18 protein-coding genes are annotated in these 24,530 nt (G+C 71.3%); 6 read left to right on the top strand and 12 right to left on the bottom strand.

Annotated elements, in window-relative coordinates; genetic code table 11:
• Window positions 1-53 precede the first annotated feature (53 nt).
• Window positions 54-1,217 (top strand): DUF2169 domain-containing protein, encoded by a 1,164-nt coding sequence (locus tag WME76_RS46685; protein ID WP_437962681.1) that lies wholly within the window; start codon window positions 54-56, stop codon window positions 1,215-1,217.
• Here the strand turns inward: WME76_RS46685 and WME76_RS46680 are convergent, their stop codons facing one another.
• The 4 genes from WME76_RS46680 to WME76_RS46665 are packed head-to-tail and all read right to left on the bottom strand — an operon-like array spanning window position 1,218 to window position 9,385.
• Window positions 1,218-1,670, bottom strand: a complete 453-nt coding sequence (locus tag WME76_RS46680; RefSeq protein ID WP_437962680.1) for a hypothetical protein — start codon at window positions 1,668-1,670, stop codon at window positions 1,218-1,220.
• A 16-nt stretch (window positions 1,671-1,686) separates the two neighbouring features.
• Window positions 1,687-5,901 (bottom strand): DUF6531 domain-containing protein, encoded by a 4,215-nt coding sequence (locus tag WME76_RS46675; RefSeq protein WP_437962679.1) that lies wholly within the window; start codon window positions 5,899-5,901, stop codon window positions 1,687-1,689.
• A gap of 44 nt (window positions 5,902-5,945) precedes the next feature.
• Complete coding sequence (locus WME76_RS46670; RefSeq protein ID WP_437962678.1) at window positions 5,946-6,956, bottom strand: DUF2169 domain-containing protein; 1,011 nt, start codon at window positions 6,954-6,956, stop codon at window positions 5,946-5,948.
• 8 nt (window positions 6,957-6,964) lie between these two features.
• Window positions 6,965-9,385 carry a type VI secretion system Vgr family protein gene (locus WME76_RS46665; RefSeq protein WP_437962677.1) on the bottom strand — a complete coding sequence of 807 codons (2,421 nt, stop codon included), beginning with the start codon at window positions 9,383-9,385 and terminating at the stop codon, window positions 6,965-6,967.
• Between the two features lie 152 nt (window positions 9,386-9,537).
• On the opposite strand from WME76_RS46665, the gene WME76_RS46660 reads away from it, so the two are divergent.
• Window positions 9,538-14,823, top strand: a complete 5,286-nt coding sequence (locus tag WME76_RS46660; protein ID WP_437962676.1) for a pentapeptide repeat-containing protein — start codon at window positions 9,538-9,540, stop codon at window positions 14,821-14,823.
• 130 nt (window positions 14,824-14,953) lie between these two features.
• Here the strand turns inward: WME76_RS46660 and WME76_RS46655 are convergent, their stop codons facing one another.
• The 4 genes from WME76_RS46655 to WME76_RS46640 all read right to left on the bottom strand — a co-directional run bounded on the left by WME76_RS46655 (window position 14,954) and on the right by WME76_RS46640 (window position 17,785).
• Window positions 14,954-16,144, bottom strand: coding sequence for a Kelch repeat-containing protein (locus WME76_RS46655; RefSeq protein WP_437962675.1), 1,191 nt, complete (start codon window positions 16,142-16,144; stop codon window positions 14,954-14,956).
• Between the two features lie 175 nt (window positions 16,145-16,319).
• Window positions 16,320-16,787: a hypothetical protein gene (locus WME76_RS46650; RefSeq protein ID WP_437962674.1), complete on the bottom strand. Its 468-nt coding sequence runs from the start codon at window positions 16,785-16,787 to the stop codon at window positions 16,320-16,322.
• Window positions 16,784-17,146 carry a c-type cytochrome gene (locus WME76_RS46645; RefSeq protein ID WP_437962673.1) on the bottom strand — a complete coding sequence of 121 codons (363 nt, stop codon included), beginning with the start codon at window positions 17,144-17,146 and terminating at the stop codon, window positions 16,784-16,786. Before WME76_RS46645 ends, WME76_RS46650 begins: the two co-directional genes overlap by 4 nt.
• A 102-nt stretch (window positions 17,147-17,248) precedes the next feature.
• Entirely contained in the window at window positions 17,249-17,785 is a 537-nt protein-coding gene (locus WME76_RS46640; RefSeq protein ID WP_437962672.1) for an SRPBCC family protein, read from the bottom strand.
• A 176-nt stretch (window positions 17,786-17,961) separates the two neighbouring features.
• Between WME76_RS46640 and WME76_RS46635 the strand changes: the two genes are divergently transcribed.
• Window positions 17,962-18,420, top strand: coding sequence for an NUDIX domain-containing protein (locus WME76_RS46635; protein WP_437289211.1), 459 nt, complete (start codon window positions 17,962-17,964; stop codon window positions 18,418-18,420).
• 64 nt (window positions 18,421-18,484) lie between these two features.
• Here the strand turns inward: WME76_RS46635 and WME76_RS46630 are convergent, their stop codons facing one another.
• Window positions 18,485-19,045, bottom strand: a complete 561-nt coding sequence (locus WME76_RS46630) for a hypothetical protein (protein WP_437962671.1) — start codon at window positions 19,043-19,045, stop codon at window positions 18,485-18,487.
• 91 nt (window positions 19,046-19,136) lie between these two features.
• On the bottom strand, window positions 19,137-19,610 hold the full coding sequence (locus tag WME76_RS46625) for an N-acetyltransferase family protein (RefSeq protein ID WP_437962670.1): 474 nt from the start codon (window positions 19,608-19,610) through the stop codon (window positions 19,137-19,139).
• Window positions 19,611-19,977: 367 nt separating this feature from the next.
• On the opposite strand from WME76_RS46625, the gene WME76_RS46620 reads away from it, so the two are divergent.
• Window positions 19,978-20,904, top strand: coding sequence for a hypothetical protein (locus WME76_RS46620; protein WP_437962669.1), 927 nt, complete (start codon window positions 19,978-19,980; stop codon window positions 20,902-20,904).
• A 172-nt stretch (window positions 20,905-21,076) separates the two neighbouring features.
• Here the strand turns inward: WME76_RS46620 and mdh are convergent, their stop codons facing one another.
• On the bottom strand, window positions 21,077-22,018 hold the full coding sequence (mdh, locus tag WME76_RS46615; protein WP_437962668.1) for a malate dehydrogenase: 942 nt from the start codon (window positions 22,016-22,018) through the stop codon (window positions 21,077-21,079).
• 128 nt (window positions 22,019-22,146) lie between these two features.
• Between mdh and WME76_RS46610 the strand changes: the two genes are divergently transcribed.
• Window positions 22,147-23,109, top strand: a complete 963-nt coding sequence (locus tag WME76_RS46610; protein ID WP_437962667.1) for a phosphoribosylaminoimidazolesuccinocarboxamide synthase — start codon at window positions 22,147-22,149, stop codon at window positions 23,107-23,109.
• A 56-nt stretch (window positions 23,110-23,165) separates the two neighbouring features.
• Window positions 23,166-23,414 carry a phosphoribosylformylglycinamidine synthase subunit PurS gene (purS, locus tag WME76_RS46605; protein WP_437962666.1) on the top strand — a complete coding sequence of 83 codons (249 nt, stop codon included), beginning with the start codon at window positions 23,166-23,168 and terminating at the stop codon, window positions 23,412-23,414.
• Window positions 23,415-23,439: 25 nt separating this feature from the next.
• Here purS and WME76_RS46600 read toward each other — a convergent pair whose 3' ends face one another.
• A complete protein-coding gene (locus WME76_RS46600) occupies window positions 23,440-24,363 on the bottom strand; it encodes a hypothetical protein (protein WP_437962665.1) in 924 nt (307 codons plus the stop codon).
• Between the last annotated feature and the right edge of the window lie 167 nt (window positions 24,364-24,530).

The following is a 24,530-nucleotide window of genomic DNA, read 5'->3' as shown; positions in this document are numbered from 1 at the left end:
GCGCGCGCGCGAGGGCAGGGATACCCGTCGAACGCGAGCCTGCAAGGAGCCCGATGAGCGCAGTGGAGGCCTCCCCGCGTGTGACCCAGACCGTGCGGTGCGCGAAGAGCCACGACGGCAAGTTGTGGATGGTCTGCGTGGCCAAGCGCACGTACTCCTTCGCGGGCGGCCGGGTGACGCTCGCGGACGAGCAGGCACCCGTCGTCTTCGAGCCCGACATCGAGGCCGACCCGCACGACCGCTACCGGGCGCTGCGCGACGACATGGACCTGTTCCCGCCGAAGCCGGCCACCGACGTGGTGGTGACGGGCCGGGCGCACGCGCCGGGCAAGGTGCGCGAGCTGATGGTCGGCGTGGCGGTGGGCCGGAGCGCGCGCGTGCTGCGCGTGCTGGGCGAGCGCCGGGTGGAGGTCACGCTCGAGGGGCAGGTGCGCTTCCCGGACCCGGCGCCGTTCGAGAGCGCGCCGCTGTCGTGGGAGCTGGCCTACGGGGGCTACGACGCGTACGCGCACGACGAGCTCGATCCGCCGCTCCGGCGCAACGGGCGGCGGGTGGAGCCGTCGCCGCGCGAGGAGGGCGTCTTCGCGTACCCGCGGAACAAGATCGGGCGCGGCTACTTCCTCGACGTGGACCGGGACCGGGCGGACGGCGAGCTCCTGCCGCAGATCGAGGACCCGGGGGACCCGCTCACGGCGCCGCGCTTCTTCGTGCAGGCGCCGAAGGCCTGGCTGGACGCGCCGGCCTCGGGCGGGCTCGGCTGGGTGGCGCACACGTGGTACCCGCGGATCATGCGGGGGCTCGGCGCGTTCCTGGAGCACGACCCGCCGGCGAAGCCGATCCGGGAGATGGCGTTCGCGGACGGGGAGGACCTCGGGGGGCCGTTCCGGAAGAACGAGGTGCTGCCGCGGTTCGCGCAGGGCGCGGCGCCGGGGCTGGCCACGGAGCGGCTGGGGGGGGACGAGCTCGTGATCCTGAAGTACCTGGTGCAGGGGCAGCCGGAGGTGCAGTTCGCGCTGCCGGGGGAGGCGCCGGGGATGACGGTGCGGCCGCCGGGGTCGCCGAAGATCTTCACGCCGGAGCCGGTGCTGCAGACGGTGCGGATCGACGGGGAGAAGCGGACGGCGTCGCTGACCTGGTGCGGCGCGGTGCGGCTCGTGGCGCCGCTCGCGGAGGAGCAGCTCGAGGAGACGAAGCTCGGGGTGACGTGGGGGCGGTGATCAACCGGCCATCGGGTAGGCGATCCCCTCGATTCGCAGGGTCGACGGGCTGATCCGCAACGTCGACACGCTGTCGATGGCATAGGCCGGAGCGATCAGCTCCTCGATCCGATGGGGGAGCAGGACGTCGAGCACCTCCTGGATCAAGTACGTCGACAGGACGCGCGCCAGGAGCCGCTCGTCGACGCGCAGCAGCTCCTCCTGCGATGGCCAGTGGAGCGCCTGGAGCGCGCGGACCTCCTCCGACTCGGCGTCGTAGGGGAGGTCCTTAATGAGCTCCTCCCGGAGCTGATCGAACTGGCCCCGGATCGCCGCGAGGAATCCGTCGGTCTCGGCCTCGATCCGGCAAGCGTGCGCGGGGAGACCGGGGCAGCCCTGGCCGAAGTTCATCGGCCGGCGGGTGAGCGACCTCGGGTCCGCGGGGTGTCCATCCACGTAGCACCGAAGCTTCATGGGACCTCCTCCAGCATCAGCACGTGATCCTGCCGTCCACGACGCGGCCGTCGGGATGATAGGCGATGTACCCGGACGGGACGAACCGCTCCCCGACGCGGCCCGGGTCCGAGCGGACGCCCTCTCGCATGAAGAACTCCTCCGGGCTCTCGATGACGGGGATGTTGTTGGTCGCGTTCCCCGGGACGATGCGCGTCGTCTCGATGCTCAGCGGGCCCAGCTCGTTGGCCTTGTCGATCACCTTGCCTGCCTGGGCCTTGGAGAGCCCGCCGAAGCCCACGTCAAGGTCGCTGTCCGGCCTGAAATTGCCGCGTATCCTGCTCCCGCCGAAGACCGCGGACGAGTTGCGCTTGAAGGATTCGGTCATGATCAAGCGCGCCTGCTCTTCCGTGAGCCCAGGAATGTTCTTCACGGCGTGATCGATCTGCTCGGGGGTCGGGTTCAGCCCCAGCGTGTCGACAGCCCAGGTCGGCGCCGCGTTGAAGCCGAACTGGTCACCTCCGCCGGCGAGGCCCAGCGGATCCGGGCTGCACCACCTTCCCACCTCCGGGTCGAAGTACCGGAACCTCGTGAGGCAAAGCCCCGTCTCGTCGTCCGCATACTGACCCTGGAGGCGGAACGGCGACGCCACCGCGCGGCCGGTCGAGCGCTCGCGCCCCGTACCGTGGAACGCCTCGGTCTCCCGGCCCCAGGCCGAGTGCGCCGCCGACCAGGCCACCCGCCCGCTCGCGTCGAGCAGCTCCTTGGGCACGCCGACGTGATCGTTGAGGTAGCTGAACACCTCCCCCTGCTCCGCCTGGAGCAGCGGAACGAACGTCCCCGGAGCATGAACGAAGCAGCGGGAGCCATGCTGGCCGTCGATGTCCGCCGCGAGCACGTCCCCATCCCACAGGAAGCGGACCTCGCGCCGCAGGTCGCCGTGGGCGTCGAAGAGCTCCTTCCGCGTCCGTCGCCCGAAGGCGTCGTAGGTGAAGACGACCCGCTCGCCGGAGGGCAACCGCACCTCGCGCAAGCGATCCCGGCAGTCCCATGCATACTCGGTCCGCCTGGACTCCGGCCCATCTCCCGGCTCCACCTTGGCGATCCGCCGCCCCCGCCTGTCGTAGGCATACCGCGCCCGGGCGGTGTGAAGGAGCCTGTCCCCCGGCGCGATCTCCCAGGCTGCGGCCTGCGCGTCGGGCGCGCTCTGCTCGAGGCCCTCCAGCATCATCGACACCGCGCCGGCGGCGTCGTACTCGAAGACCTCGCGGTGTGATCCACGCCGGGCCTCGACGAGCTGCCCGATCTCATCATGGCTGTAGGACGTCGCTCCCCAGCGGCCGTCCTCCACGCGGCTGACGCGGCCCAGGAGGTCGTACTGCCAGCGTCGCTGCACCGCTGCCGTGGGCGCGCCTCCTCCGGGCGCGCGGGCATCGACGCGCTGCTCGACGATGCGATCCATCGCGTCGTACTCGCTCCGGATCGAGAAGCGCCCCTCCGCGTCCCCCCGCGCCCTCTCCCGACCGAGCGCGTCTCGCTCGACGGCGAGCCCATGGCCGTCGTGCTCCACGCGGACGAGATCGTTCAGCGCGTCGTACGCATACCGCGTCGTCGCCCCGCCGGGCATGACGCGCTGCGTGCGGCGCCCGCGCGCGTCGTACCCGTAGCGCAGCGTCCCGCCGCCCTGCGTCTCCGACACGACCAGCCCGAGCCCGTCTCGCTCGAAGCGCGTCGCGACGCGCTCTCCGCCGTGCTCCACCGCCGCGCCGAGCAGCCGCCCGGTGGCGTCGCGCTCGAACAGGATCGACCCGTCTGTCCCGTCCTCTCGGACGACGTTGCCGAGCGGATCGTGAGAGAACGACCGGAAGCTCCCGTCCGGGTAGTCGATCCGGGCGAGGCGCCCGCCGGCCGAGTAGCGGTATCCGAGCACGCGCCCGTCGAAGGTCCTCTCCTCCGTCACCCTCCCTGCGGTGTCGTACGCGAACTCGTAGGCTTCCTGTCTCGGGTTCGTGATGCGCTGGAGCTTCTCCCGCGCGGTGTACTTGAACGACCACGCGCGCCCGTCGGGCTGCTTGAACCGGGTGATCACGCCCGTCCCGGCGTGCTCCATCTCCGTGGTTTGCCCCGCGGCGTCGACGACGCGGCGCACGTTGCCGAGCGCGTCGTAGGCCGTCTGCGTCGCGGTTCCATCGGGATGCTGCACGCCCAGCGGCCGGCCGAGTCGATCATAGGTCACCCTGGTCGTCCTGCCGATCGCGTCCGTCCGCGAGACGGCGCGTCCCAGCCGATCGTGGACGTACACCGTCCTCGCGCCGCGCGCGTCGATCTCCTCGACGACCCGGTGCCTGCCGTCGACCACGAACGACGCGAGCTCCCCCTCATCGCCCCGGATCGCGCGCAGGTGGCCGCGCTCATCGTAGCTCAGCGAATAGCGCTGCTTCGATGGATACACGACGCCGGTCAGCGAGCCGCTGGCGTCATGCTCGTACGCCGTCGTGAGCCCGTGCGGGCCGACGCGCAGGGCCGGTACATCGCCGTCGTACTCCCACTGGGTCACATTCCCGGCCGGATCGATCTCCCGGACCTTGTTGCCCCGCGCGTCGTGTTCGTATCTCGTCGTCTCGCCGGCCCCGTTCGCCTCGGCGGTGACGTACTGATCGGCATCGACCTCGCACGTCCTGAGGACGATCCCGTCCGGCGTCTCCTCGCGCACGACGATCCCGTCCTCGTTCCAGCGCAGGACCCGCGGCTCCTCGTTGCCGGTCAACCAGGTGATCCGCTGCTCCAGGTCGACCCGGAGCTCGACCGTGTGCAGCCCGTCGTCGCCCCAGGTCCTCTTGCACCGGCCGGTCTCGGGGTCATAGGCGTAATGGAAGCTCACGCCGTTCTTCAGCGTGGTCTTCACCATCCGGTGGTCCTCGTCGTAGCCGTACTGCTCGGCGTGCCCGAGCGCGTCCGCCGCGCTCGAGAGCTCACCCATCTTCGTATAGGCGTAGTCGACCCACTGCTCGAGGATGCCCTCGGCCCAGACCTCGAGGCGCGCGATGCGGCCGCCGTGGGTCGCCTTGACGCGGACCTCGCGGCCCGCCGTGTCGACGACGCGGTGGAGCCGCTCTCCTGTGTACTCCAGCGTGATCGCGTTGCCGTGGGGGTCCGTGATCGAGCGGAGCAGCGCTCTGCCCGGCGGCGTGACCGGCGCATAATGGCGCGTGAGGCGCGATGCATGGCTGTAGACCGAGAAGCCGCCGCCCTGCTCGGCGCGCAGCGTCAGCCGGTCCGGCCGGTGGAACGCGCTCTCCCCCGCGCCGACGCGGGGAAAGTAGATGTCGCGCCCCTGCTCGTCCCGGAGCGAGATCCCCTCCTCATCCGACGCGATCCATTGCTCGAGGCTGTGCACCCACCCGCCGCGCCCGAGCGACGTCCGATCGAGCGCGCGGGCCGACGAATAATGACGCTCCCAGACCAGCGGGATCGCGCCGGGCAGCGAGATGTCCACCTTGCTGTCGACGACGGCCCCCGAGGTGGCGTCGACCGGGTGTCCGGTGAAGAAGCATTTCGCGTTCTTCAGCGCCGACGCCGCCTTGCCCTTGAGCGCGCGCGCCCCCTTCGCGAGGGCCTTCCCGGCCCTCCCCATCTGCTTCGTCGCCGCCTTCAGCCCCTTGCCGACGAGGTCCTTCGCCTTCTTGAAGAGCGGCTTCAGCACCTTGCCGCCGAGCTTCAGCAGCAGCCCGCCCGCGAGCTTGGCCGCCCCCTCGAAGAGCAGGTCGAGCACCAGATCGATCGCCAGCGTCACCGCGCCCATCACGAAGTCGCCGAAGGTCGGCGTCGTCTGCACCGTCCCCGGGTTGAGCACCAGCGAGCTCGGCCACCTGCCGATGTCCCAGCAGTCCGCGTTCAGCGAGATGGGCCCGCCGATCACGCAGCAGGTCGCCTTCTCCCCGCAGATCTCCACCGCGCCCCGCGGCAGCCAGCACTTGTGCGAGCCGAAGAGGATGTGCAGCGGCGTCAGCGCGTCCAGCGGATCGGGGACGATCCCGAGGTGCGGCCAGAGGAACTTGGGCTCGTGCTGGTGCGTCACCGAGGGCACGCCGTTGAAGAGCACCGTCGGCTGCTGCCTGTCCCCCAGCGTGAACGGGTGCAGCAGCACCAGCTTCAAGAACTTCATCGGCGCGGGCGGGAAGATGTGGAACCCCTGGTGCATCTCGAGGCCCACGAGCAACCAGCCGTTGATGTCGTGGAAGTTGTGCGCCACGTCCGCTCCTCCTCACCCGACCGGGAAGCTCTCGGTCGCCTCGCTCATTCGACCGGGAAGCCCTCGGTCGCCTCGAGCCGCGCCCGCCGGCGCTCGAACTGCACCAGGCCGTAGCTCACGCTCGCCCGCCAGAGCAGCCGCACCTCGGCGGCCTCCGCGTCGATGTCGACCGCGTCGAGCGCCGGCAAGAGCCGCTCGGATGAGCCGCCCACGGTCACCGTCACCGCCACGGGCGGCGGCGGCGCCTCGAAGATGAGCGCCTCCCCGCCGGGCCGCATCCCGCCGAGCGCGATGCGCGTGCCGGGCGCGATCGCGTCGAACGTCGTCCGCGGCGCCGCCCTGCTCGCGAGCTTGCTCGCGCCGCCCGGATCGAACTGCTGGTCGTGCCACACGTGCACCGCGCGCAGGCCGCCCCAGAGCGGGTATGGAGCGAAGCACACCGGCTCGGGCCGGTCGTCCCAGCGCCGGATGAGCTGCTCCGGGTGCTCGAGCTGCGGCAGCGGCTGATCGACAGCGCGCGCCGCGTCGACAGCGAACCCCTTGCCCTCGAAGTTGTGTGGATACCCGCTCTCGTGCTCCGGCACGAACGCCTCGCCCCCGCCGTCGTCGTCGTCGAGCCGCACCACCCGCGCCGGCTCCTTCACGACGCCGCCGAAGGCGTTCCGCCAGCTCATCTCGACCCGGTCGAACGGGAGCGGCGCGCTCGGCGCGAGCCCGCCGGCGAGCGAGCGCTGCCAGACGCGATGACCGTACGCCACGATCCCCGCGTCGCGCTCGCCGACCCGCAGGACCGCCGTGGCCTCGCGGGCGCGCGTCTCTCTCGGGTACACGAAGCCCGTCGCGCACACCGAGGCGACGCTCTTCTGGAGCATGCCGTCGTGCGGGTACGGCAGCTCCGGGTCGAGCAGGAGCGGCCGCTGCGCGGCCGCCAGGGCGAGCCGACCGCGCGCGATCCGGTAGGTGATCGCGGCCAGGAAGATCGCCGTCACCCGGTCGTCCTGCTCCGCGTTCGGGATCATCGCCGCGGGCAGGGGCGTGTCGTTCGAGAAGCGCATCGCGGCCGTCAGTTCAGCTTGATGACCCCCGCGGTCACCTGGACCATGCCGCCCCCATCCATCTCGATCGGCGAGCCGTTCACGGTGACCTTCCCGCCCTTGATCGCGATCTCGCCGTCCTCGATGACCACCTGGCCGCCCTTGATCAGGATCTGGCCGCCCTTCAGCTCCAGCGTCGACCCGTTCACCTGGAAGAGCGAGGTGTCGACCGTCATGGTGCTCGACGCGTTCACGGCGAGGGTCGTCGACTTGAGCGCCTGCACCCCGTCGGCCTTGATCTCCTGCGACGGCGCCTCGATCTTCTGGCTCGCCGAGGACTTCAGCCCCTGAGGCCCGGTCGCCGCCACGGTCTGCTCCCCGCCGACGTTGATCTTCTGGCTCGCGGCGACGCTCAGCTCGTGGGTCGCCAGGTACGCCGTCGTCTGCGCCCCGGTCACGGCGACGTCCTGGGTGCCGGTGACGGTGAGCTTGTCGTTGCCGGTGACGTCGCCCGTGCGGTTCCCGGTGACCTTCTCGTCCTGGTTGCCGGTGATGCTCGCGCTCTGGTTACCGGTCACGGTGAGGGTCTGGTTCGCCGCGACGCTGAGCGTCTGGTTGGCGCCGATGGTGACGTTCTGGTTGGCGCCCACCGTGGTCGACTCGTTGGCGCCGATGATCTCCGAGTTGTTCCCGCCGACCATGGTGCTCCGGTTCGCGCCGGTCGACTCGTTGCGGTTGCTCCCCACGGAAGAGCCGCTGTTCGACGCGACCTGCTCGCTCCTGTCGTTGCCGACCTCGCTGTTCCAGTTCATCGGCGTGTGCAGCAGGATCTGCTGGCTGCCGGCGGTGTCGTCGAAGCGCAGCTCGTTGTGGGTGCCGCCGCCGGGGCTCGTCATCGTCTTGAAGGTGCTCACGGTGGGCGCGCCGCCCGGCGGGCGGTTCTGGCCGTTGTAGACGCGGCCCACCACGATCGGCCGGTCCGGATCGCCCTCCTCGAAGTCGACGATCGCCTCCACGCCGACCCGCGGGTGGAACACCGCGCCCTCGCCGACCCCGGCGAACACCTGGTTCACGCGCACCCAGCACGACGACGGCTCCTTCGCGAGCCGCTCGCCGTCCTTGTCCCAGTGGAACTTGACGCGCACGCAGCCGATCTCCGCGCCGGGCGGGCCGCCCACGTGGATCTCGGCGCCCTGCGCGGTCGGCTCCGCGGTGACGAACGCCGTCTGCGTGCCCTGCACGCGCGGCTTCGGCGTCACGCGCGCGGGCCGGAACCGCGACTCGGCGACGCTCCCGTTCTTGCCGCGGCGCGCGCACTCGAACCGCGCCGTGAACGGCACGCCCTGCAGCGCGAAGCGCGCCGCGAGCTCCGGCGGCAGCGCGCCCTGCTGCTCGCCGCGCGACTCCACGCGGGTCACCAGGTACTCGCCGTCGTACCGCGACGCCGGGTGATCCAGCGCGAACACGCTCCCCGCGCCGAGCACCCGCGCCGTGCCCTCGCCGACCGCGTAGCTCGCCTCCACGCTCAGCCGATCGAGCTTCGCCTGGGCGAGCGGCCGCCCCTGGTCGGGCGTGTCGGGGTAGCGCCCCGGGTACTCGTGGTCGACGAGGTCCTCGCCGTCCGGCTGACCCGACGTGGACACGGCCATGTCGAGCGCGGGCTTCTTCCAGTTGTAGTCGACAAGCGACACCTTCCTCGGGCGGAGGCGCGCCCCGAGCTTCATCGTCGCGATCTCGCGGCCGAGCACCCCCGGGCCGAGCGGCGCGAACGGGGCGAGGCGGGCCCGGCCGCCGTCCGTGTCGGTGAGGACGAGGAGGCACGCTCCGTCGCCGTGCTCGAAGTGGTAGCTGATGCCCTCCTCCTCGAGCAGCCGCGAGACGAACGCGAGGTCGCTCTCGTTGTACTGCACGCAGTAGGGCCGCGTGGCCACGTCGTCGATGCGCGTGGGGTCCGTCACGCGCCACGCGTAGAGCTCCCGCGCCGGCTGGAAGGTGAGCGCGTCGCCCGTGTCGGGCTGGGCCGTGGCGCCGTCGTCGCGGCGCAGCGACGGGTCGCCCTGGAGCACGGCGTCGATGATCTGGCGCGTCGTCTTCTCGAGGAAGATCCTGCACCGGGTGCGGTGCATCGACCGCGCGAGCGGCGGCGAGAGCACGACGCGGTAGAGCATGCCGTCGTAGATCGGCCCGATCTCCTCTGCCTCGGTGATGATCCCGTGCACCGCGCGGTAGGCCGGCTCGGAGCGCGTTGTCACGCGCAGGGTCGCCCGCGTCCCGATGAGCTCTTCCGGGTCCACCCCGGGGGCCGGCTCGTGGGCGACCAGCACCAGCTCGTAGCGGTAGAGGCTCGAGATCGCCTCGCTGCCCCGGAGCTCGACGACCTGCAGGTGTCGCCAGGGCCCGGCCCCCTCCGAGGCGCCCTCCCACGCGAAGGCGAAGTCGACGTCGCTCACGGTGCCATTCTCCCGGTCAAGGTGGGCTCACCGTACCCTGTCCGGCAGCCGGCTGGAACCGTGCGAGGTCGGGCGCTCGTGCCGACCTGGCCTGGAGCGCGTGCGTCGCGGTCTATTGCGGCGCATCTCGCTCCGGCCGCACCATGTCTGGCGTGGTGAAGGCGCAGGACGACGCAGCGGAGGCGCGGGACGAGGGCAGGGGAGGCGCGGGCGTCGAGCCCCACGGCGGGCCGATCGACGTGCTGGTGGTCACGGCGCTGCAGGACGAGCTCGAGGGCGTGCTCGTGCAGGGCGGCGGCGCAGAGGGGTGGCGCGCCCAGCGGGATCTCGGCGGCTTCCGCTACTACAGGCGCACATTTTCAAGCGCGCAGGGCGGGCCGCTCGCGGTGGCCGCGGCGTGGATCGGCGAGGCGGGGGAGCGCACGGCGGCGATCCGAGGGCAGCAGCTCCTGACCGAGCTCGACCCCGCGTGCCTCGCGATGTGCGGCATCTGCGCGGGCGATCCGGGCAAGGTGGCGCTCGGCGACGTGATCGTGGCCGATCGGCTCTACGGCTTCGATCAGGGCAAGCGCGTCGCGCCGCGGGGCGAGGGCGCGGAGCTCCTCCACGACCTGCGCACCTTCGATCTCGCGGCCACGTGGAAGATGGACGCGGCCTTCCTCGCGCGCGAGCTCGACCTCGCCGCGCTCTCCCGCGAGCGCCCGCCCTCGCGGGAGGCCCAGCAGCGGTGGCTCCTCGAGGCGCTCCACGCGCACGAGACCGAGGGCGGCCCGCCGCCGGTGGCGCACCCGGACCGGCGGCGCGCCTGTCCGGGGTGGACGGCGCGGCTCAAGGAGGCCGTGAAGGACGGGCTCGCCGCGACGAAGGGCGGCGCGCTGCGCCTCACGGACGCCGGGCGGGAGAGGGCGCTGGAGGAGCGGCTGCTCCACCCGGACGGGCCGCCGGCGGATCCGCCGTTGCGCGTGCACGTCGGGGCGATCGCCACGGTGACGGCGGTGACGCAGGACCCCGGCGTCTGGGGCGATCTCCAGCGCGTGGTGCGTGGCACGCTGGGCCTGGACATGGAGGGCGCGGCGATCGGCGATCTCGCGGCGCGCTGTCAGAAGCGGTCGATCTTCATCAAGGCGGTGAGCGATCACGCGGACCTCGCCAAGGACGACGGCTTCCGCGCGTTCGCGTGCCGCGCGTCGGCGGCGGTGCTGCTCGCGTTCCTGCAGGAGCACCTCGATCCGGCGCCCCGGCCCGAGAGCGAGCGCTCGGATCGCGGCGCGCCGGCAGAGATCGTCGTGCGCCGCGCGGAGGATGGCGACTGTGGCGAGCGCGGCGAGCGCGCGTTCGAGGACCGGCACGACGGCTTCCTGCAGCGCATCGAGCGCGTGGCGCTGCTGCGCGCGCCGGGCGCGACGGTGACGCGGCACAGCGCGCCGCCGCCGTTCGCCGGCGTGCTCGAGGTGGCGGCGCGCGACGGCTCGCTCGTCGACATGCGGGTGATCGGCGCCCTGGACCAGCCGATCACGGAGGAGCTCGTCGCGCGCTACGTGACCGACGTCGAGCGCCGGTTCCGGCAGCAAGATCCGCTGCTGCGTTCGACGCTGATCCACGCGGGCCCACAGGCGCCGCCGGAGCTGGCCCAGCGCGCGTGGCGCCGCGGCGTCGCGCTGAAGAGCTTCTCCGAGTACCAGGGGCTCATCGATTTCGACCGGTACCTCGCGCGGCAGACGGACCGGCTCGAGGCGGACCCGATCTACCCGCCGTGGCTCTACGTGGAGCAGCCGGCGGTGGTGAGCCTTGGCGACCATGAAAAGAGCGAGACCGAGAGCGCGCTCGCGTCGCTGTGGGAGCTGCTGGACGCGCCCCGCCGGCGCTTCGTGCTGGTGCTCGGCGACTTCGGCGCGGGCAAGACGTTCCTCCTGCACGAGCTCGCGCGCCGGATGGCGCGGGACAAGCACCCGCTCGTGCCGGTGCTCATCGAGATGAGCCGGCTCGAGAAGCAGCGCTCGCTCAGCGTGCTCGTGGCGCAGCACTTCGCGCTCGCGGACGAGCCGGTCGACCCGCGCGCCTTCAGCTACATGCTGGCCGAGGGCCGTATCGCGCTGCTCTTCGACGGCTTCGACGAGCTCGCCTTGCGGCTGACGTACGACCGGGTGCTCGAGCACTTCGAGACGGTGGTGCAGGCGACCGAGGGCATCGCGAAGGTGGTGGTGACCAGCCGGACGCAGCATTTCCTGGACGACCGGCAGATCAAGCAGGAGCTCGCGCGGCGGGCCGAGCAGGTGCAGGGCTACCGGCTCGTGCGGCTCCAGGGGTTCGGGGAGAAGCAGATCCGGCGATTTCTGGGCAACCTGATCCCCGACCCCGCGGAGGCCGAGGCGCGGTACCGGTTGCTCCACGAGGTCAGGGATCTGCTCGGACTCTCGGAGAACCCGCGGATGCTGGGGTTCATCTCGAGGATCGAGGAGAAAAAGCTCCTCGAGGCCCGGGAGGGGACGGGGGAGATCACCGCGGCCAAGCTGTACGAGCTGCTCGTGGATCAGTGGCTCGACCACGAGCACCACCGCGCCAACCCGCGGGGGGCGCCGCGCGGGATCTCGCGCGGGGCGCTCCGGGGGGCGATGACCGAGCTCGCACGCCTGCTCTGGGACCGGCGGGTGCGCGCGGTCGGGATCGCCGACCTGCCGGAGAGCCTCGTGAAGGGCGTGCAGCCGGCGGACGGGCCGCCGCTGGAGCGGGCGATGGTCGAGTTCCTGATCGGCTCGGGATCGCTGCTCGTGCGGGACGCGGAGGGGGCGTTCTCGTTCGTGCACCGGTCGGTGCTGGAGTGGCTCGTAGCCGAGGCGGCGGCGCGGGAAGTGAAGGGGACGGGCGACAGCGCGGCGCTCGCGGCCGATGAGATGAGCGAGCTGATGGTGGACTTCTTCGTGTCGCTCGCGGGGCGCGAGCGAGCGGCGGCGTGGTCGGCGCGGGTGCTGCACGGGGCGGCCGAGGGGCACGCGAAGGACAACGGGCTGCGGATTGCGCGGTGGCTGGCGAAGGGCGAGGAGGGAGCGGTAGCCGGGGAGGACGAGAACGATGGGGTGGAGGGCGCCGAGCTGGCCGGGCAGGACCTGAGCGGGCAGAACCTCAACCACGCGGACCTGCGCAAGGCCGACCTCACGAAGGCGAACCTCACGAATGCCACGCTCGTCGACGCCAGGCTGGGCGGCGCCTCGCTCGTCTCCGCACGGCTCGGGCGGGCGGATCTGCGCGGCGCCTCGCTGATCGGCGCCGATCTCCGGGGCGCAGACCTGTCGTTCGCCCGTCTCGCGGGCGCCGACCTGACCGGCGTGGAACTCGAGGGCGCGGTGCTCCGCGGCACCAAGCTGGTCGGCGCTCGGGGGGTGGCCATTGCGCCGCACGCGGCTGAGGGGGCGGCACCACCTCGGCCTTCCAGCGCTGACCTGATGTGGATGCTGGCTTCAGCGTGCAATGCGGTGGCCTGGAATCCGTCGGGAGATCTCCTCGCCACGGGCCATCATGACGGCTCAGTCCGGCTCTGGGATGCGGTCTCGGGTCAAGCGATCCGGGGAATGTACGGACACCTCGGCCCGGTGAACAGCGTCGCGCTCAGCGCCGATGGCCGAACGCTGGCTTCGGGGTCGGATGACAGGACCGTGAGGTTGTGGGAGGTCGAGAGCGGTCGAGCCCTCCGCACTTTTGAGGGGCATGACGGCAGAGTGATGTCCGTTGCGTTCAGCCCCGATGGACGAACGCTGGTCTCTGGGTCTTATGACAGGATCGTGAGGTTGTGGGAAGTCGAGAGCGGTCGAGCTCTCGGCGCCTTCGCCGGCCATGGGAAGGGCGTGACGAGCGTTGTGTTCAGCCCCGATGGACGAACGCTGGCCTCCGGGTCTTATGACAAGACCGTGAGGTTGTGGGAGGCCGGAACCGGGCGAGCTCTCCGCGCCTTTGCGGGACATGGCAACGGCGTGATCAGCGCTGTGTTCAGCCCCGATGGGCGAACGCTGGCCTCGGGTGCGGGTGACAGGACCGTGAGGTTGTGGGAGGTCGAGAGCGGTCGAGTCCTCCGCGTCTTCGAGTGGCATGGCGCCAGGGTGACGAGCGTGGCGTTCAGCGCCGATGGGCGGACGCTGGCCTCGGGGTCAGAGGACACGAATGTGAGGTTGTGGGAGGTCGAGAGCGGGCGAGCTCTCCGCGTCTTCGATAACCATTCCGCGTGGGTGGCGAGCGTGGCGTTCAGTGTCGATGATCGCGCGCTGGCCTCGGCTGCGGGGGACGGGACCGTGCGGCTGTGGGAGGTCGAGAGCGGGCGTGTCTTCCGCATCTTCGAGGGCCATGGCACCAGGGTGATGAACGTCGCATTCAGCCCCGATGGGCGAACGCTGGCGTCGGGGGCGGCTGACGGGACAGTGAGGTTGTGGGAGGTCGAGAGCGGTCGATCCCTCCGCGTCTTCGAAGGACACGACGGTTGGGTGAGGAGCGTTGTGTTCAGCCCCGACGGGCGAACGCTGGCCTCGGGCTCGGGCGACAAGACGGTGAGGTTGTGGAGCGTGGAGAGCGGCCGGGTCCTCCACGTCTTCGATGGCCACAGCAGCGGCGCGACGAGCGTTGCATTCAGCCCCGATGGCCGAACGCTGGCGTCGGGAGCAGGTGACGGGATCGTGTGGTGGTGGAAGGTGGAACGCAGGCAAGATGGCCGCGTCATCAAGGGCCATGGCAGTGCCGTGATGGTCGTGGCGTACAGCCCCGATGGCCGGAAGCTGGCTTCAGGAGCGGGTGACAGGAGCGTGAGATTGTGGGACGTCGAGAGCGGGCAAAACCTCCGCGTTTTCGAGGGCCACGGCGATGCGGTGACGAGCGTGGCGTTCAGCCGCGGCGGACGGACGCTGGCCTCGGGATCGGGAGACAGGACCATCAGGTTATGGAACGTCGAAAGCGGGCGAGTCCTTCGCGTCTTCGAGGGCCATGGCAACTGGGTAAGGAGCGTAGCGTTCAGCCCGGATGGTCGAACGCTGGCCTCGGGGTCCGATGATCGGAGCGTGAGGTTGTGGGAGGCGGGAAGCGGGCGAGCCCTCCGCGCTCTCGAGGGCCACAAGGCTTCTGTGCAGAGCGTCGCCTTCAGCCCTGACGGCACGCTCCTCGCCTCTGCCTCCACCGATGGCACCCTCCGCCTCTGGCACGTGGCCACCGGCGGCTGCCTCGCCATCCTGCTGCCCTGCCCCGAGGGCTGGGCCGCCTTCACCCCCGACGGCCGTTACCGGTTCGGCGGTGACATCGCCGGGTCCTTCTGGCACGTGATCGGCCTCTGCCGCTTCGAGCCCGGCGAGCTCGACCCCTATCTGCCGCGCCCCCTTCGCCTCCCCGACGGCGAGCCCCTCATCTCGCTGCCGTCCGCCGGCACGCCGCCCGCGAGCGGCGTGGCACCGGCGGAAGACGCCTGAGTCCAGGCCGACGTGTCATGTCGCGCGCCGGCTGCGCCGCCCCCGGTCGAGGCGCTCCACGATCGGACGGCCGCGCACGAGGCGACGCTGCGCAACCTGCGCTGGCCATGATCGACGACCGAGGCCCGGCTCAGGGGCTGCCCATCGGCCCCGGCGTGTAGACCTCCGCGGTCGGCCAGACCCTCACGGCCTCGTAGCTGCTGCCTCCTGCCACGAGGACCTGACCGGTCGAGAGCCGCGTCGCTGTGTGCCAGTAGGCGGTGGTGCTCATCGAGCCTGCGTCTGTCCAGGTGTTCGTCTCCGGATCGTACAGGTCGGTGCTCGCCAGGGCAGGGGAGCCCTCCTCTTCGAGGCCGTCATAGCTGCCCACCACGAGGACCTTGCCGCCCGGAAGCCGCGTGGCCGTGTGCCAGGCGCGGCCATGGCTCATCGAGCCTGCGTCCGTCCACGTTTCGGCCACCGGATCGTAGACCAGCGCGCTGCTGAAGTAGCGGCCCGTGCGCTCGTTGATGCCGCCCGTCACAAGGACCTTGCCGCTGGGAAGCAGCGCCGCCGCGTGCCCCTCGCGTGGATCGCGCATCGAGCGCCCCGTCCTCCATGTGTTCGTCGCCGGATCGTAGATCCGCGGGTACAAGCCCTCGCTCAGCACCATGACCATCCCGTCCCGGAGCACCGTCACGCTATGAAGGTCGCGGCCGACGCCCGTCGCGTGATCGATCGTCCAGGTGTCCGTCGCCGGATCGTACAGCTCCGTGCCGTTGCCACCGCCCACCACCAGGACCTTGCCGTTCAGGAGCTGCGTCGCGGTGTGGCCGGAACGGGCGACGACCATCGGGCTCACCGCCGTCCAGGTGTCGGTCGCCGGATCGTACAGCTCCGCGCTCGCCTGCGCCTGCTCGAGGGCGTCGTCGCCGCCTGTGACAAGGACCTTGCCGTTCTTGAGGCGCGCCGCGGCGTGCTCGAAGCGGGCGGCGCTCATCGAGGCAGCCGCCGTCCAGGTGTTGGTCGCCGGGCTGTACAGCTCCGCGCTCGCCCAGTAACGCCAGTCGATATCCGCGCCTCGTCCCCCCGTCACGAGCACCTTGCCGTCCGCGAGCAGCGTCGCGGTGTGCAGATGGCGGCCGGAGATCATCGACCCTGCAGGAGCCCAGATCGGACGGGTCCGCAGGGCTTCACCGCTCGCGCCCACGCGCGCCGCTGCAGAGGCCAGCTCCGGCGGCGCGGCGTCGCCCTCACCGACGGCGCAACCGGAGCCCGCCACCGCCGGGAGCAGGATCGCGAGCGGGAGCCACCAGCGTTCGAGATGCGCGACGAGCTGCATCGATCCATGGAACGCCCACGAGCACAGGAGTCAAGCGTCTCCGCTGCGTTCACGGGAGCAGCCGTGACGACCTGAGCGGACGCGCGTGGCGTCCGTGAAGCGGGGACGGCGCGTTGTTGGCGAGCGGTGTGGCTCAGGCGGAAGTCGCGCGGCGCCGGCGACGCCTGGCGGCCTCTCAGGGCAGCCGGAACAGCGGGCGACCGTGGGGCAGGAACGGCCAGGGGATGGCGGCGAGGACGACGAGCAGCGCGAACAGGACGCCGAGCGCCATGCGCCGGTGCTGCGTCGTGGGATCCGCGGCGCGCTTCGCCCGCGCGGAGGCGACGTGGGCGATCACCACCGCCAGGATCATGCCGAAGGCGTGCTCGACGGCGAAGAAGCGCAGCGCGGCGACGGGCATGGAGGCCTTCAGCGCGGCCAGAGAGCTCGGCGTGATCGGGCTGAGCACGACGTAGAGCAGGACGCCGAGGAGGAGCTGGGCGTCGAGCGAGCCGACGAACGCGGCGCCGAGCTTGCGATCGGTCTCGGTCCGCGGCGCGCGCTGGGCCCAGCCCCGGGCCGACCGCACCAGCGCCGCCAGCCCGAGCAGCAGGACGGCCCAGCGCAGCCACGAGTGCAATACGAGAACGATGGAATAGATCATGGTTTCTGCTTCCCGGCCGCGGTGCCGGCCTCGATGATGTACTGCGCCACGTCCGCGAGATCCGACGTGCGCATGCCCCGGAAACTCGGCATCGGGGGCACGTCGGTGCGCTTGCGACCGGGGGTCACGGCCCAGCGGACGATGCCCTCGGGATCCGTCGCATACAGGCTCGCCATCTCGGTGAGCGGGGGGCCGACCAGCTTGGTGGACGGGGCATGGCACGCCGCGCAGTGGGTGGAGAACAGGGCCTTGCCCTGCTCGGCCCGGGGCGAGAGCGCGACGCCCTCGTCGGCGGGAGCGGGCCGCTTGCACGCGGCCACGAGCAGGGGCAGGGCGGCGAGGATCGACGACCATCTCATGCGGGCGGGCCCGAACGTAGCGCGCCGCCGCGCCGGGCGCATGCGACGCGGTGACGCACGGGATGAAATGTCCGCGCCCCGCGCCCCGCGCCCCGCGCGCCGCTAGGCCGCCGCGCGCGCCGCCTTCCAGCCGGCCGCGAACGCCTCGATATGCTCCTTCAGATAGACGCACTCGCGCCGGACGATCCTCGACGCGAACACGTCCTGCATCAGCCTGTCGGCGACCTTCCCCAGGAAGCGGAGGTTGAGCGAGCCGCGCAGCTCGTCGGAGAGGAGCGTCGCGCCGCCGGGCAGCGGCTTCAGGCGGTACTGGGAGGAGTGCGGGAAATTGCTCCTCGGCGCCTCGAGATCGGTCTCGACCCAGCCGATCCCGGTCCCCTCCTCCCAGTGGGTCACCCGCGCGCCGCGCGGCTCCGGGGCGCTCCCGAAGAACGAGTGCTCGATGATCACGCACGTCCCCTTGCCCCGGCGCTGGTCGGTCTCGAAGCGCATCGCCACGTGGAAGTCGTTCACCTTCATCAGGCGATCGAGATCGCTCATCCACGCCCACGCGATCTCGATCGGCGCCTCGATACGGATGCTCTCCTGGATGTACAGCAATGGAACCTCGCTTCTGTACGCCGGAACCGGCGTGGTCACGGTAGCACGCTCGACGACCTGCCCGCCTCGCTCCTCACCCGGGCGGCGCAACACCGACCAGCGCGTCGGGCCGGCACCTCAGCCCCGCCGCCGTGCGCTGGGCCGCCCGGGCGCGAGCGCGCGCATCCTGGGCTCCCTCCCGCGCGCTCCAGGGTAAGCTGTGGGCCGGATTCATCATGTCCCGCTCTCCCATCCCGACCTGGTGCTTCGCCGTGGTGCTGGTGAAGCTCGGCGACCGCTTCCTCCTGGTGCACGAGCGCAAGCACGACCAGCTCTGGTACCTGCCCGCGGGCCGGGCCGAGCCCGGCGAGACGTTCGCGGAGGCGGCGCGCCGCGAGGCGCTCGAGGAGACGGGCGTCCCCGTGAAGCTGCAAGGCATCCTGCGCATCGAGCACAGCCCGAGCTCGCTGCAGGCGCGCTTGCGGGTGATCTTCCTCGCGCGCCCCGCCGACGACACGCCGCCCAAGCGCGAGCCGGACGAGCACTCGCTCGAGGCGCGCTGGGTCACGCTGAAGGAGCTCAGGGCCCTGCCGCTGCGCGGCCCCGACGTCGAGCCGCTCTGCCGCGACGTGCTGGCGGGGGCGCCGGTGTTCCCGCTGTCGCTGCTCGGTCCCGAGGGGGAGCCGCTCCTCTGAGCTGGCGCGTGAGCGGGCGCGCTCTGCGCGAGGGCGTCCCCGGCGACCGGCGCGGCCCCGCCGCTCAGATCTGGCCGCTGGCCTTCCACCGCTCGAAGCAGCGCCCGGTGAGCGTCTCGAGCTCGGCGAACAGCGCGGGCTCGCTCGTCTTGAAGTTGAAGCACGACTTGCCCTGCATGCGCTTCTTGAGCTCCGGGCTCACGTCGCCGAGCAGCTCGGGGTGCGCGTAGACCGGCATGAGGTAGAAGCTCGTATAGGCCCGGCCCGCCCGCGCCGCGCCGAAGAACAGCGGCTTCCCGTTCGGCGCTTTCGTGCGCGTGTCGAGGTAGTAGTTGTCGGGCGTGTCGTGCACGACCACGAGGTCGCGCGCGCGCCGCTGGAGGATGCTCCGCAGCGCCTCGAAGACGCCGGCGTCGCCTCTGGCGACTGCGCCTCTCGTCGCCTGCGCGGCGCCGGCGCCCGTCTTCGGCTTCGCCTTCGTCGCGGCCGCGGGCTTCGCGCCCTTCGTCGCGGCCGCGGGCTTCGCGCCCTTCGTCGCAGGCGCCGCCTTCGTCGCCCTGGCCTTCACGGAGCCAGCGGCCTTCGTGGTCGTCCCCTTCGCCGTCGTCTTCTTCGCAGTGGCCACGTTCGAGCCTCCTGCGCCGAGGGTACACAGCGCGGCCGGCGCTTGCCTATCGCGCTTGCGCGGATCTGCGTGGACGACGCCTCGACTCCGCCTACAGCTTCAGCTTCATCCCCTGGTGGCTCGCCACGAAGCCGAGCCGCTCGTAGAAGCGGTGCGCGCGCAGCCGCGTCTTGTTCGAGGTGAGCTGCACGCGGAAGCACCCCCGCCGCCGCGCCTCGTCGATGGCCCAGCGCATCATCGCCTCGCCGATCCCGCGGCTGCGCAGGCTCGGGTCCACGATCACGTTCTCGACCTGCGCCACCCGCCCTCCGTGGTTGGCCACGTACTGGATGATGGTCAGGTGGAATGCGCCCGCCACGCGCCCCTCGACCTCCGCGACGAGCAGCGCGTTGTCCGGATCCTCGGCGATGGCCGCGAGCGCCTCGCGGTAGCGCGGATCGAGCGGCGGACCGGGGTGGTCTGTCTTCACGTTGCCCTCGTCGGGGATCGAGAAGAGGTGGACGACCGCCGGCAGGTCCGCCTCGACGGCGCGCCGGATGGTGGGTACGAGCAGCGGCTGGCTCACGCCCGCATTCTGCCCCATCGCGCGGCGGCGCCGCGAGGAAACTTCAGGCTCTCGTCCTTCTCTAGGCCTCTGGCATTCTGGTGCCTTCCCCGTGAGTCGTCTGGACACGGCCAGTCGTGCCGTGCAGAGTCACCGCACCACAACGTCGACGCAGAGGACGATGTAGATGCGCGTGATCAATACAGCCGGCATCCCCGCGATCGAGTACCTCAAGACGGATGAGCGCACTCTGCTGGGGCTTTTCAAGGATTTCCGGAAGCACGCGGAGCTCTCGGCTTTCCTGCCAGAAGCTTGTCGCCTGTCCTTGAGGTGGATACGCCTCGGGCCGGAACAGCCGTTCACGACTCGTGAGCTCCCGACGAGAGGCATGCTCGTCGTCACCGACGGCTCCGGCGAGGTCATCGGGGAATCACCCCGGGATATCCAGGCGGGAGACGTCGTGCTCGTCCCTCCCGGCGGGCTGCGCGGGCTCGTGGGCGGAGCGCCAGGCGGGCTCTCCGCGATATCCATTCATTTCGAGGGAGAGGGCGCCCGCTGGGACACGCCGTGCCTGTGCGCGACGCCCGCGCCGGGCGGCCAGGTCGAGGGCCCTTCGGGCGGAGCCGCGCTGGATCGCCTCCTCGAGGAGAACGAGGCCCATGCGCGGGAGTTCGCCGGCAGCCCCCTGATGCAGCTGCTCCGGTCCGAGCGCGCGCGCGGCGACGAGGTGAAGCGGCGGATGCTCGGCGCGCTCCAGATCTGGTCCGACGCGTTCCAGAAGGTGCTCTGCGCCAGGGTCGTGTTCGAGTCGCACCCGGCGGCCAGCGCGATCGCCGAGCGCCACCTGGCCGACGAGGTCGGGCACAACCGCCGGCTCGCGCGGATGCGCGGCCCGTCGCGCTCGCCGTCCTGGGATCGCGGCATCGCCGCGGCGTCGTCCTGGTTCATCGAGCGGATGGGCTCGGCGTCCACCGAGGAGCGCACCGTGCTCGTCCACTTCGTCATCGAGCGCTGCGCCGACATCCTCCTCACCGCCGCCCAGGCGGTCTTCCCCGACGTGGACTATTTCGCCATCCACGCCCAGCTGGACGCCGATCATTTCAGGCTGGGGTACGAGCTACTGAAGAGCTTCCCCGGCCTGGACATCGCCCCGCTCCGCGGCGCGCTCACCGAGGGGTGGCAGATGATGAACATGATCTGCCAGCGCATCAACGACATCGCCGAGGGCAGCGACGCCGCGCTGGATCTGCCGGCGGCCTGCGATCTTGCCGGCGATTCACCGCGCGAGCTCTCGATAGCGCCTGCCGCGGAGTGAGCTGCGCGGGGTCTGTGATGAGGTGAAGAGGGAGAGACGAACCACAGAGGCACAGAGGGCACAGAGGAGAGACAGAGAGGAGATGTTTGTTTTTATTCTCTCTCTCCTCTGTGCCCTCTGTGCCCTCTGTGGTTCATTTTCTCATGCTCCCGGGACGACCCGGGGCGGGGCGCTAGCTCGCGGCCTTGACCACGTCGGTGATGCCCTGGACGCTCTTCGCGCTCTTCGCGAGCATCTCCTTCTCTTCGGCGCTCAGCGGCAGCTCGACGATCTTCTCGACGCCCTTGCCGCCGATGATGACGGGCACGCCCATGTAGATGTCCTTGTAGCCGTACTCGCCGTCCAGGTAGACGGCGGCGGGGAGCAGCCGCTTCTGGTCGAGCAGGTAGCTCTCGGCCATCACGACGGCGCTCGAGGCGGGCGCGTAGTAGGCGCTCGTCCCCATGAGCTGCACGATCTCGCCGCCGCCCTTGCGGGTCCTCGCGATGAGCGCGTCGAGCTTCTCCTTGCTGACGAGCTCGGTCGCGCGCACGCCGTTGATCGTGCACGCCGACGGGATCGGCACCATGTCGTCGCCGTGGCCGCCGAGCACCATCGCGCGCACGTCCTTCACGGACACGTTCGCCTCGCGCGCGAGGAAGAGCTGGAAGCGCGCGCTGTCGAGCACGCCCGCCATGCCGAGCACGCGCTCGCGCGGGAAGCCCGTGCGGCGCTTGAACTCGTACACCATCGCGTCGATCGGGTTCGAGATGACGATCACGAGCGCGTTCGGGCAGTGCTCCTTGGCGCCGTCCGCCACGCTGCGGATGATCGGGAGGTTCGTCGCGACGAGGTCGTCGCGGCTCTGGCCCGGCTTGCGCGGGATGCCGGCCGTGACGATGAGGACGTCGGCGCCGGCGCAGTCGGCCCAGCTCGAGGTCCCCTTGATCGAGGCGTCGTAGCCGAGGACGGCGCCGTTCTGCTCGAGGTCGAGCGCCTTGCCTTTCGCGAAGTCGGCTTTCTGGGGGATGTCGAACAGCACGACGTCCCCGAGCTCCTTGCGCGCGATGAGGGCCGCGAGCTCCCCGCCGATGTTCCCGGCGCCAATGAGGGCGATCTTCTTTCGGTTGGCCATGCGCGGCCCTTTACCACCCCGCCGGCCGGGGACCAACGGGGCTCCCGGGCCGGGCGCGGGGGAGGGAACTCGGCCGGCGCCTTCGAAACCTGTCGACTCGGCCCCGGAGGCCGGGTAAGCCGCGCCCCATGGTCACCGAGGACGATCTGCGCACCGCGCTCGGCAGGGTGCTCGAACGCACCTCGCTCGCGGGCCCCTTCGCCCGCTACGAGGGCAAGGTGCGGGACTGCTACACGACGCCGGACGGCCGGCGCCTGCTCGTCGTCACCGACCGCATCAGCGCCTTCGACCGCGTGCTCGGCACGCTGCCGCTCAAGGGCCAGGTGCTGAACCGGCTCTCGGCCTTCTGGTTCGAGCGCACGCGCGACGTCGCGCCGAACCACATGCTCTCGCAGCCCGACCCGAACGTCCTCGAGGCGATCGAGTGCACGCCGCTGCCGGTCGAGATGGTGGTGCGCGCCTACGTGACGGGCGTGACCTCGACGAGCATCTGGACGCACTACGCCCGCGGCGAGCGCGTCTTCTGCGGCCACCGGCTCCCCGACGGCCTCCGCAAGAACGAGCGCCTGCCGCGGCCCATCCTGACCCCGAGCACCAAGGCGCCGAAGGGCGGCCACGACCTCTCCGCCTCGCGCGACGAGATCCTCGCCCTCGGGACGATCGCGCCGCGCGACTTCGACGCCGCCGCCGAGATCGCGCTCGCGCTCTTCGAGCGCGGCGCGCGCCTCTGCGCGGACCAGGGGCTCATCCTGGTCGACACCAAGTACGAGTTCGGCAAGGACCGGAGCGGGAACATCGTCGTCATCGACGAGATCCACACCCCCGACTCGTCCCGCTTCTGGTTCGCGTCCTCCTACGCCGATCGCTTCGCCGCGGGCGAGGACCCGGAGTCGTTCGACAAGGAGTATGTGCGCCGCTGGCTCGCCGCGCGGGGCTTCCAGGGCGACGGGCCGATCCCGCCGATCCCGGACGAGATCCGGATCGAGGCGTCTCGCCGTTACATCGAGGCGTTCGAGCGGATCACCGGCGCGGCCTTCGTCCCCGATCTCGAGGACCCGGCCGTGCGCATCCCGCGCAACCTGGGAGTGTAGGTGGGCGCGGCCGCGCCCGTGGTAGCGTCGCGCGAAGAGCGCTTGGAGCAAAGCCAGTGAAAGCCGTCGTCACCGTCCGATTGAAGAAAGAGGTCCTTGATCCGCAGGGCGACGCCGTGAAGCGCGCGCTCACCTCGCTCGGGTTCCCGGGCGTCAAGGGCGTGCGCGTGGGCAAGCTGATCGAGATCGAGCTCGAACCGTCGCTCGGCAGCGCGCCCGATCTCGAGGCGCGGCTGAAGAAGATGGCGGACGAGATGCTGGCCAACACGGTCATCGAGGACTACGAGGTCACGCTCGCGCCGTAGCCCGTAGCCGTGGCGCGCGCGCGGCTCAGGCCTCGGGCGCCACGAGCTTCTTCGCCCAGAGGATCGCGTCCTTGCGGGCGCGGCCGACGACGAGGTGGCGCGCCAGCACGGCCGAGCGGCGGAAGCCGTTCGCGAGCAGGGCGGCGCACAGCTCCTGGTCGTCCGCGGGGGCGAAGGTGAACGTGCTCACGGCCTTCTCCTGGACGAGGCGCTCGCAGAGGGCGCCGACCGCCGCCGTGGTGGCGAGCCGCTCCGACTCGTGGCGCGGCGAGCAGAGGATCTCCAGGAACGAGTTGCCGAAGCACGACTGCATCTCCCACGCCGCGTGGAGGCCGAAGCCGCCGCGCGCGGACAGCGCGTAGCCCGTCCGCACCGCGTCGCGCCCGAACGGCTCGAAGCCCGTGAGCGCCCGCCCCGCCCGCTGCGCGGCCGCGACGGCGCGCCGCAGCTCCGGGCCGCTCGCCGGCGCGACCTTGATCGCGGGCAGCGGCCGCCCCTCGCTCTCCCGGAGCAGCCGCCGCGCGCGGGCGATCGTGCGCTCCGCGAGCAGCACCGCCGGTGAGCCCGCCCGGCCCTCGCCCTCGGCGCCGTCCTCGTCGTCGCCCTGCTCGCGCATCCGCGACGACATCTCGGACACGACCGCCCCGAGGATCCACGCGTCGCTGCGCTTGTAGAAGCCGGGGATCGACCCTTCCCGGGCGAACCCGAGGCGCGTCCACGTCGGCACCTCGTCGCGCTCGACGAGGGTGAAGATCTTCTCGACCCCCTCGCGCTTCGCGGCCGACAGGACGAAATTCCGCTTGGATGGGGTCGGCCCCGCGCGGAAGTCGATGATGCGGAGCGTCCGGTGCCGTCGATTGACCAGCAGGCAGAGCGACACAGCGTCGTTCCGGAACAGGAGCTCGTCGACACCGCTGCTCGACGTCGAAGACAGGTTTGTCGCTGCCATACCCCTCGTGCTCGGCGCGGGCGTGATGCCTCGGGTCACGCCGCCATTGCAGACTTGCAAATTGCAAATCTGAAATGCCCCGTAGCAGCCGGCGACGACAGCGTCAACGATCCGGCGGCGCCGTGGAAACCGAGGGAACCGGGGTAGGGGCGCGGTCGCGGGTTGGG

The sequence above is a fragment of the Sorangium sp. So ce119 genome (genome assembly GCF_051524405.1).
GTDB classification, from domain to species: Bacteria; Myxococcota_A; Polyangia; order Polyangiales; family Polyangiaceae; genus Sorangium; species Sorangium cellulosum_G.
The sequence above is the reverse complement of the archived record's forward strand: the minus strand, read 5'-3'. Positions and strand labels throughout refer to the sequence as shown.

Coding starts and splice junctions, on each gene's coding strand:
- WME76_RS46655 (WP_437962675.1), bottom strand. CDS start 16,144: ATGCAGCTCGTCGCGCATCTCGAACGCTGGTGGCTCCCGCTCGCGATC.
- WME76_RS46670 (WP_437962678.1), bottom strand. CDS start 6,956: ATGCGCTTCTCGAACGACACGCCCCTGCCCGCGGCGATGATCCCGAAC.
- mdh (WP_437962668.1), bottom strand. CDS start 22,018: ATGGCCAACCGAAAGAAGATCGCCCTCATTGGCGCCGGGAACATCGGC.
- WME76_RS46685 (WP_437962681.1), top strand. CDS start 54: ATGAGCGCAGTGGAGGCCTCCCCGCGTGTGACCCAGACCGTGCGGTGC.
- WME76_RS46680 (WP_437962680.1), bottom strand. CDS start 1,670: ATGAAGCTTCGGTGCTACGTGGATGGACACCCCGCGGACCCGAGGTCG.
- WME76_RS46610 (WP_437962667.1), top strand. CDS start 22,147: ATGGTCACCGAGGACGATCTGCGCACCGCGCTCGGCAGGGTGCTCGAA.
- WME76_RS46650 (WP_437962674.1), bottom strand. CDS start 16,787: ATGATCTATTCCATCGTTCTCGTATTGCACTCGTGGCTGCGCTGGGCC.
- WME76_RS46635 (WP_437289211.1), top strand. CDS start 17,962: ATGTCCCGCTCTCCCATCCCGACCTGGTGCTTCGCCGTGGTGCTGGTG.
- WME76_RS46600 (WP_437962665.1), bottom strand. CDS start 24,363: ATGGCAGCGACAAACCTGTCTTCGACGTCGAGCAGCGGTGTCGACGAG.
- WME76_RS46645 (WP_437962673.1), bottom strand. CDS start 17,146: ATGAGATGGTCGTCGATCCTCGCCGCCCTGCCCCTGCTCGTGGCCGCG.
- WME76_RS46620 (WP_437962669.1), top strand. CDS start 19,978: ATGCTCGTCGTCACCGACGGCTCCGGCGAGGTCATCGGGGAATCACCC.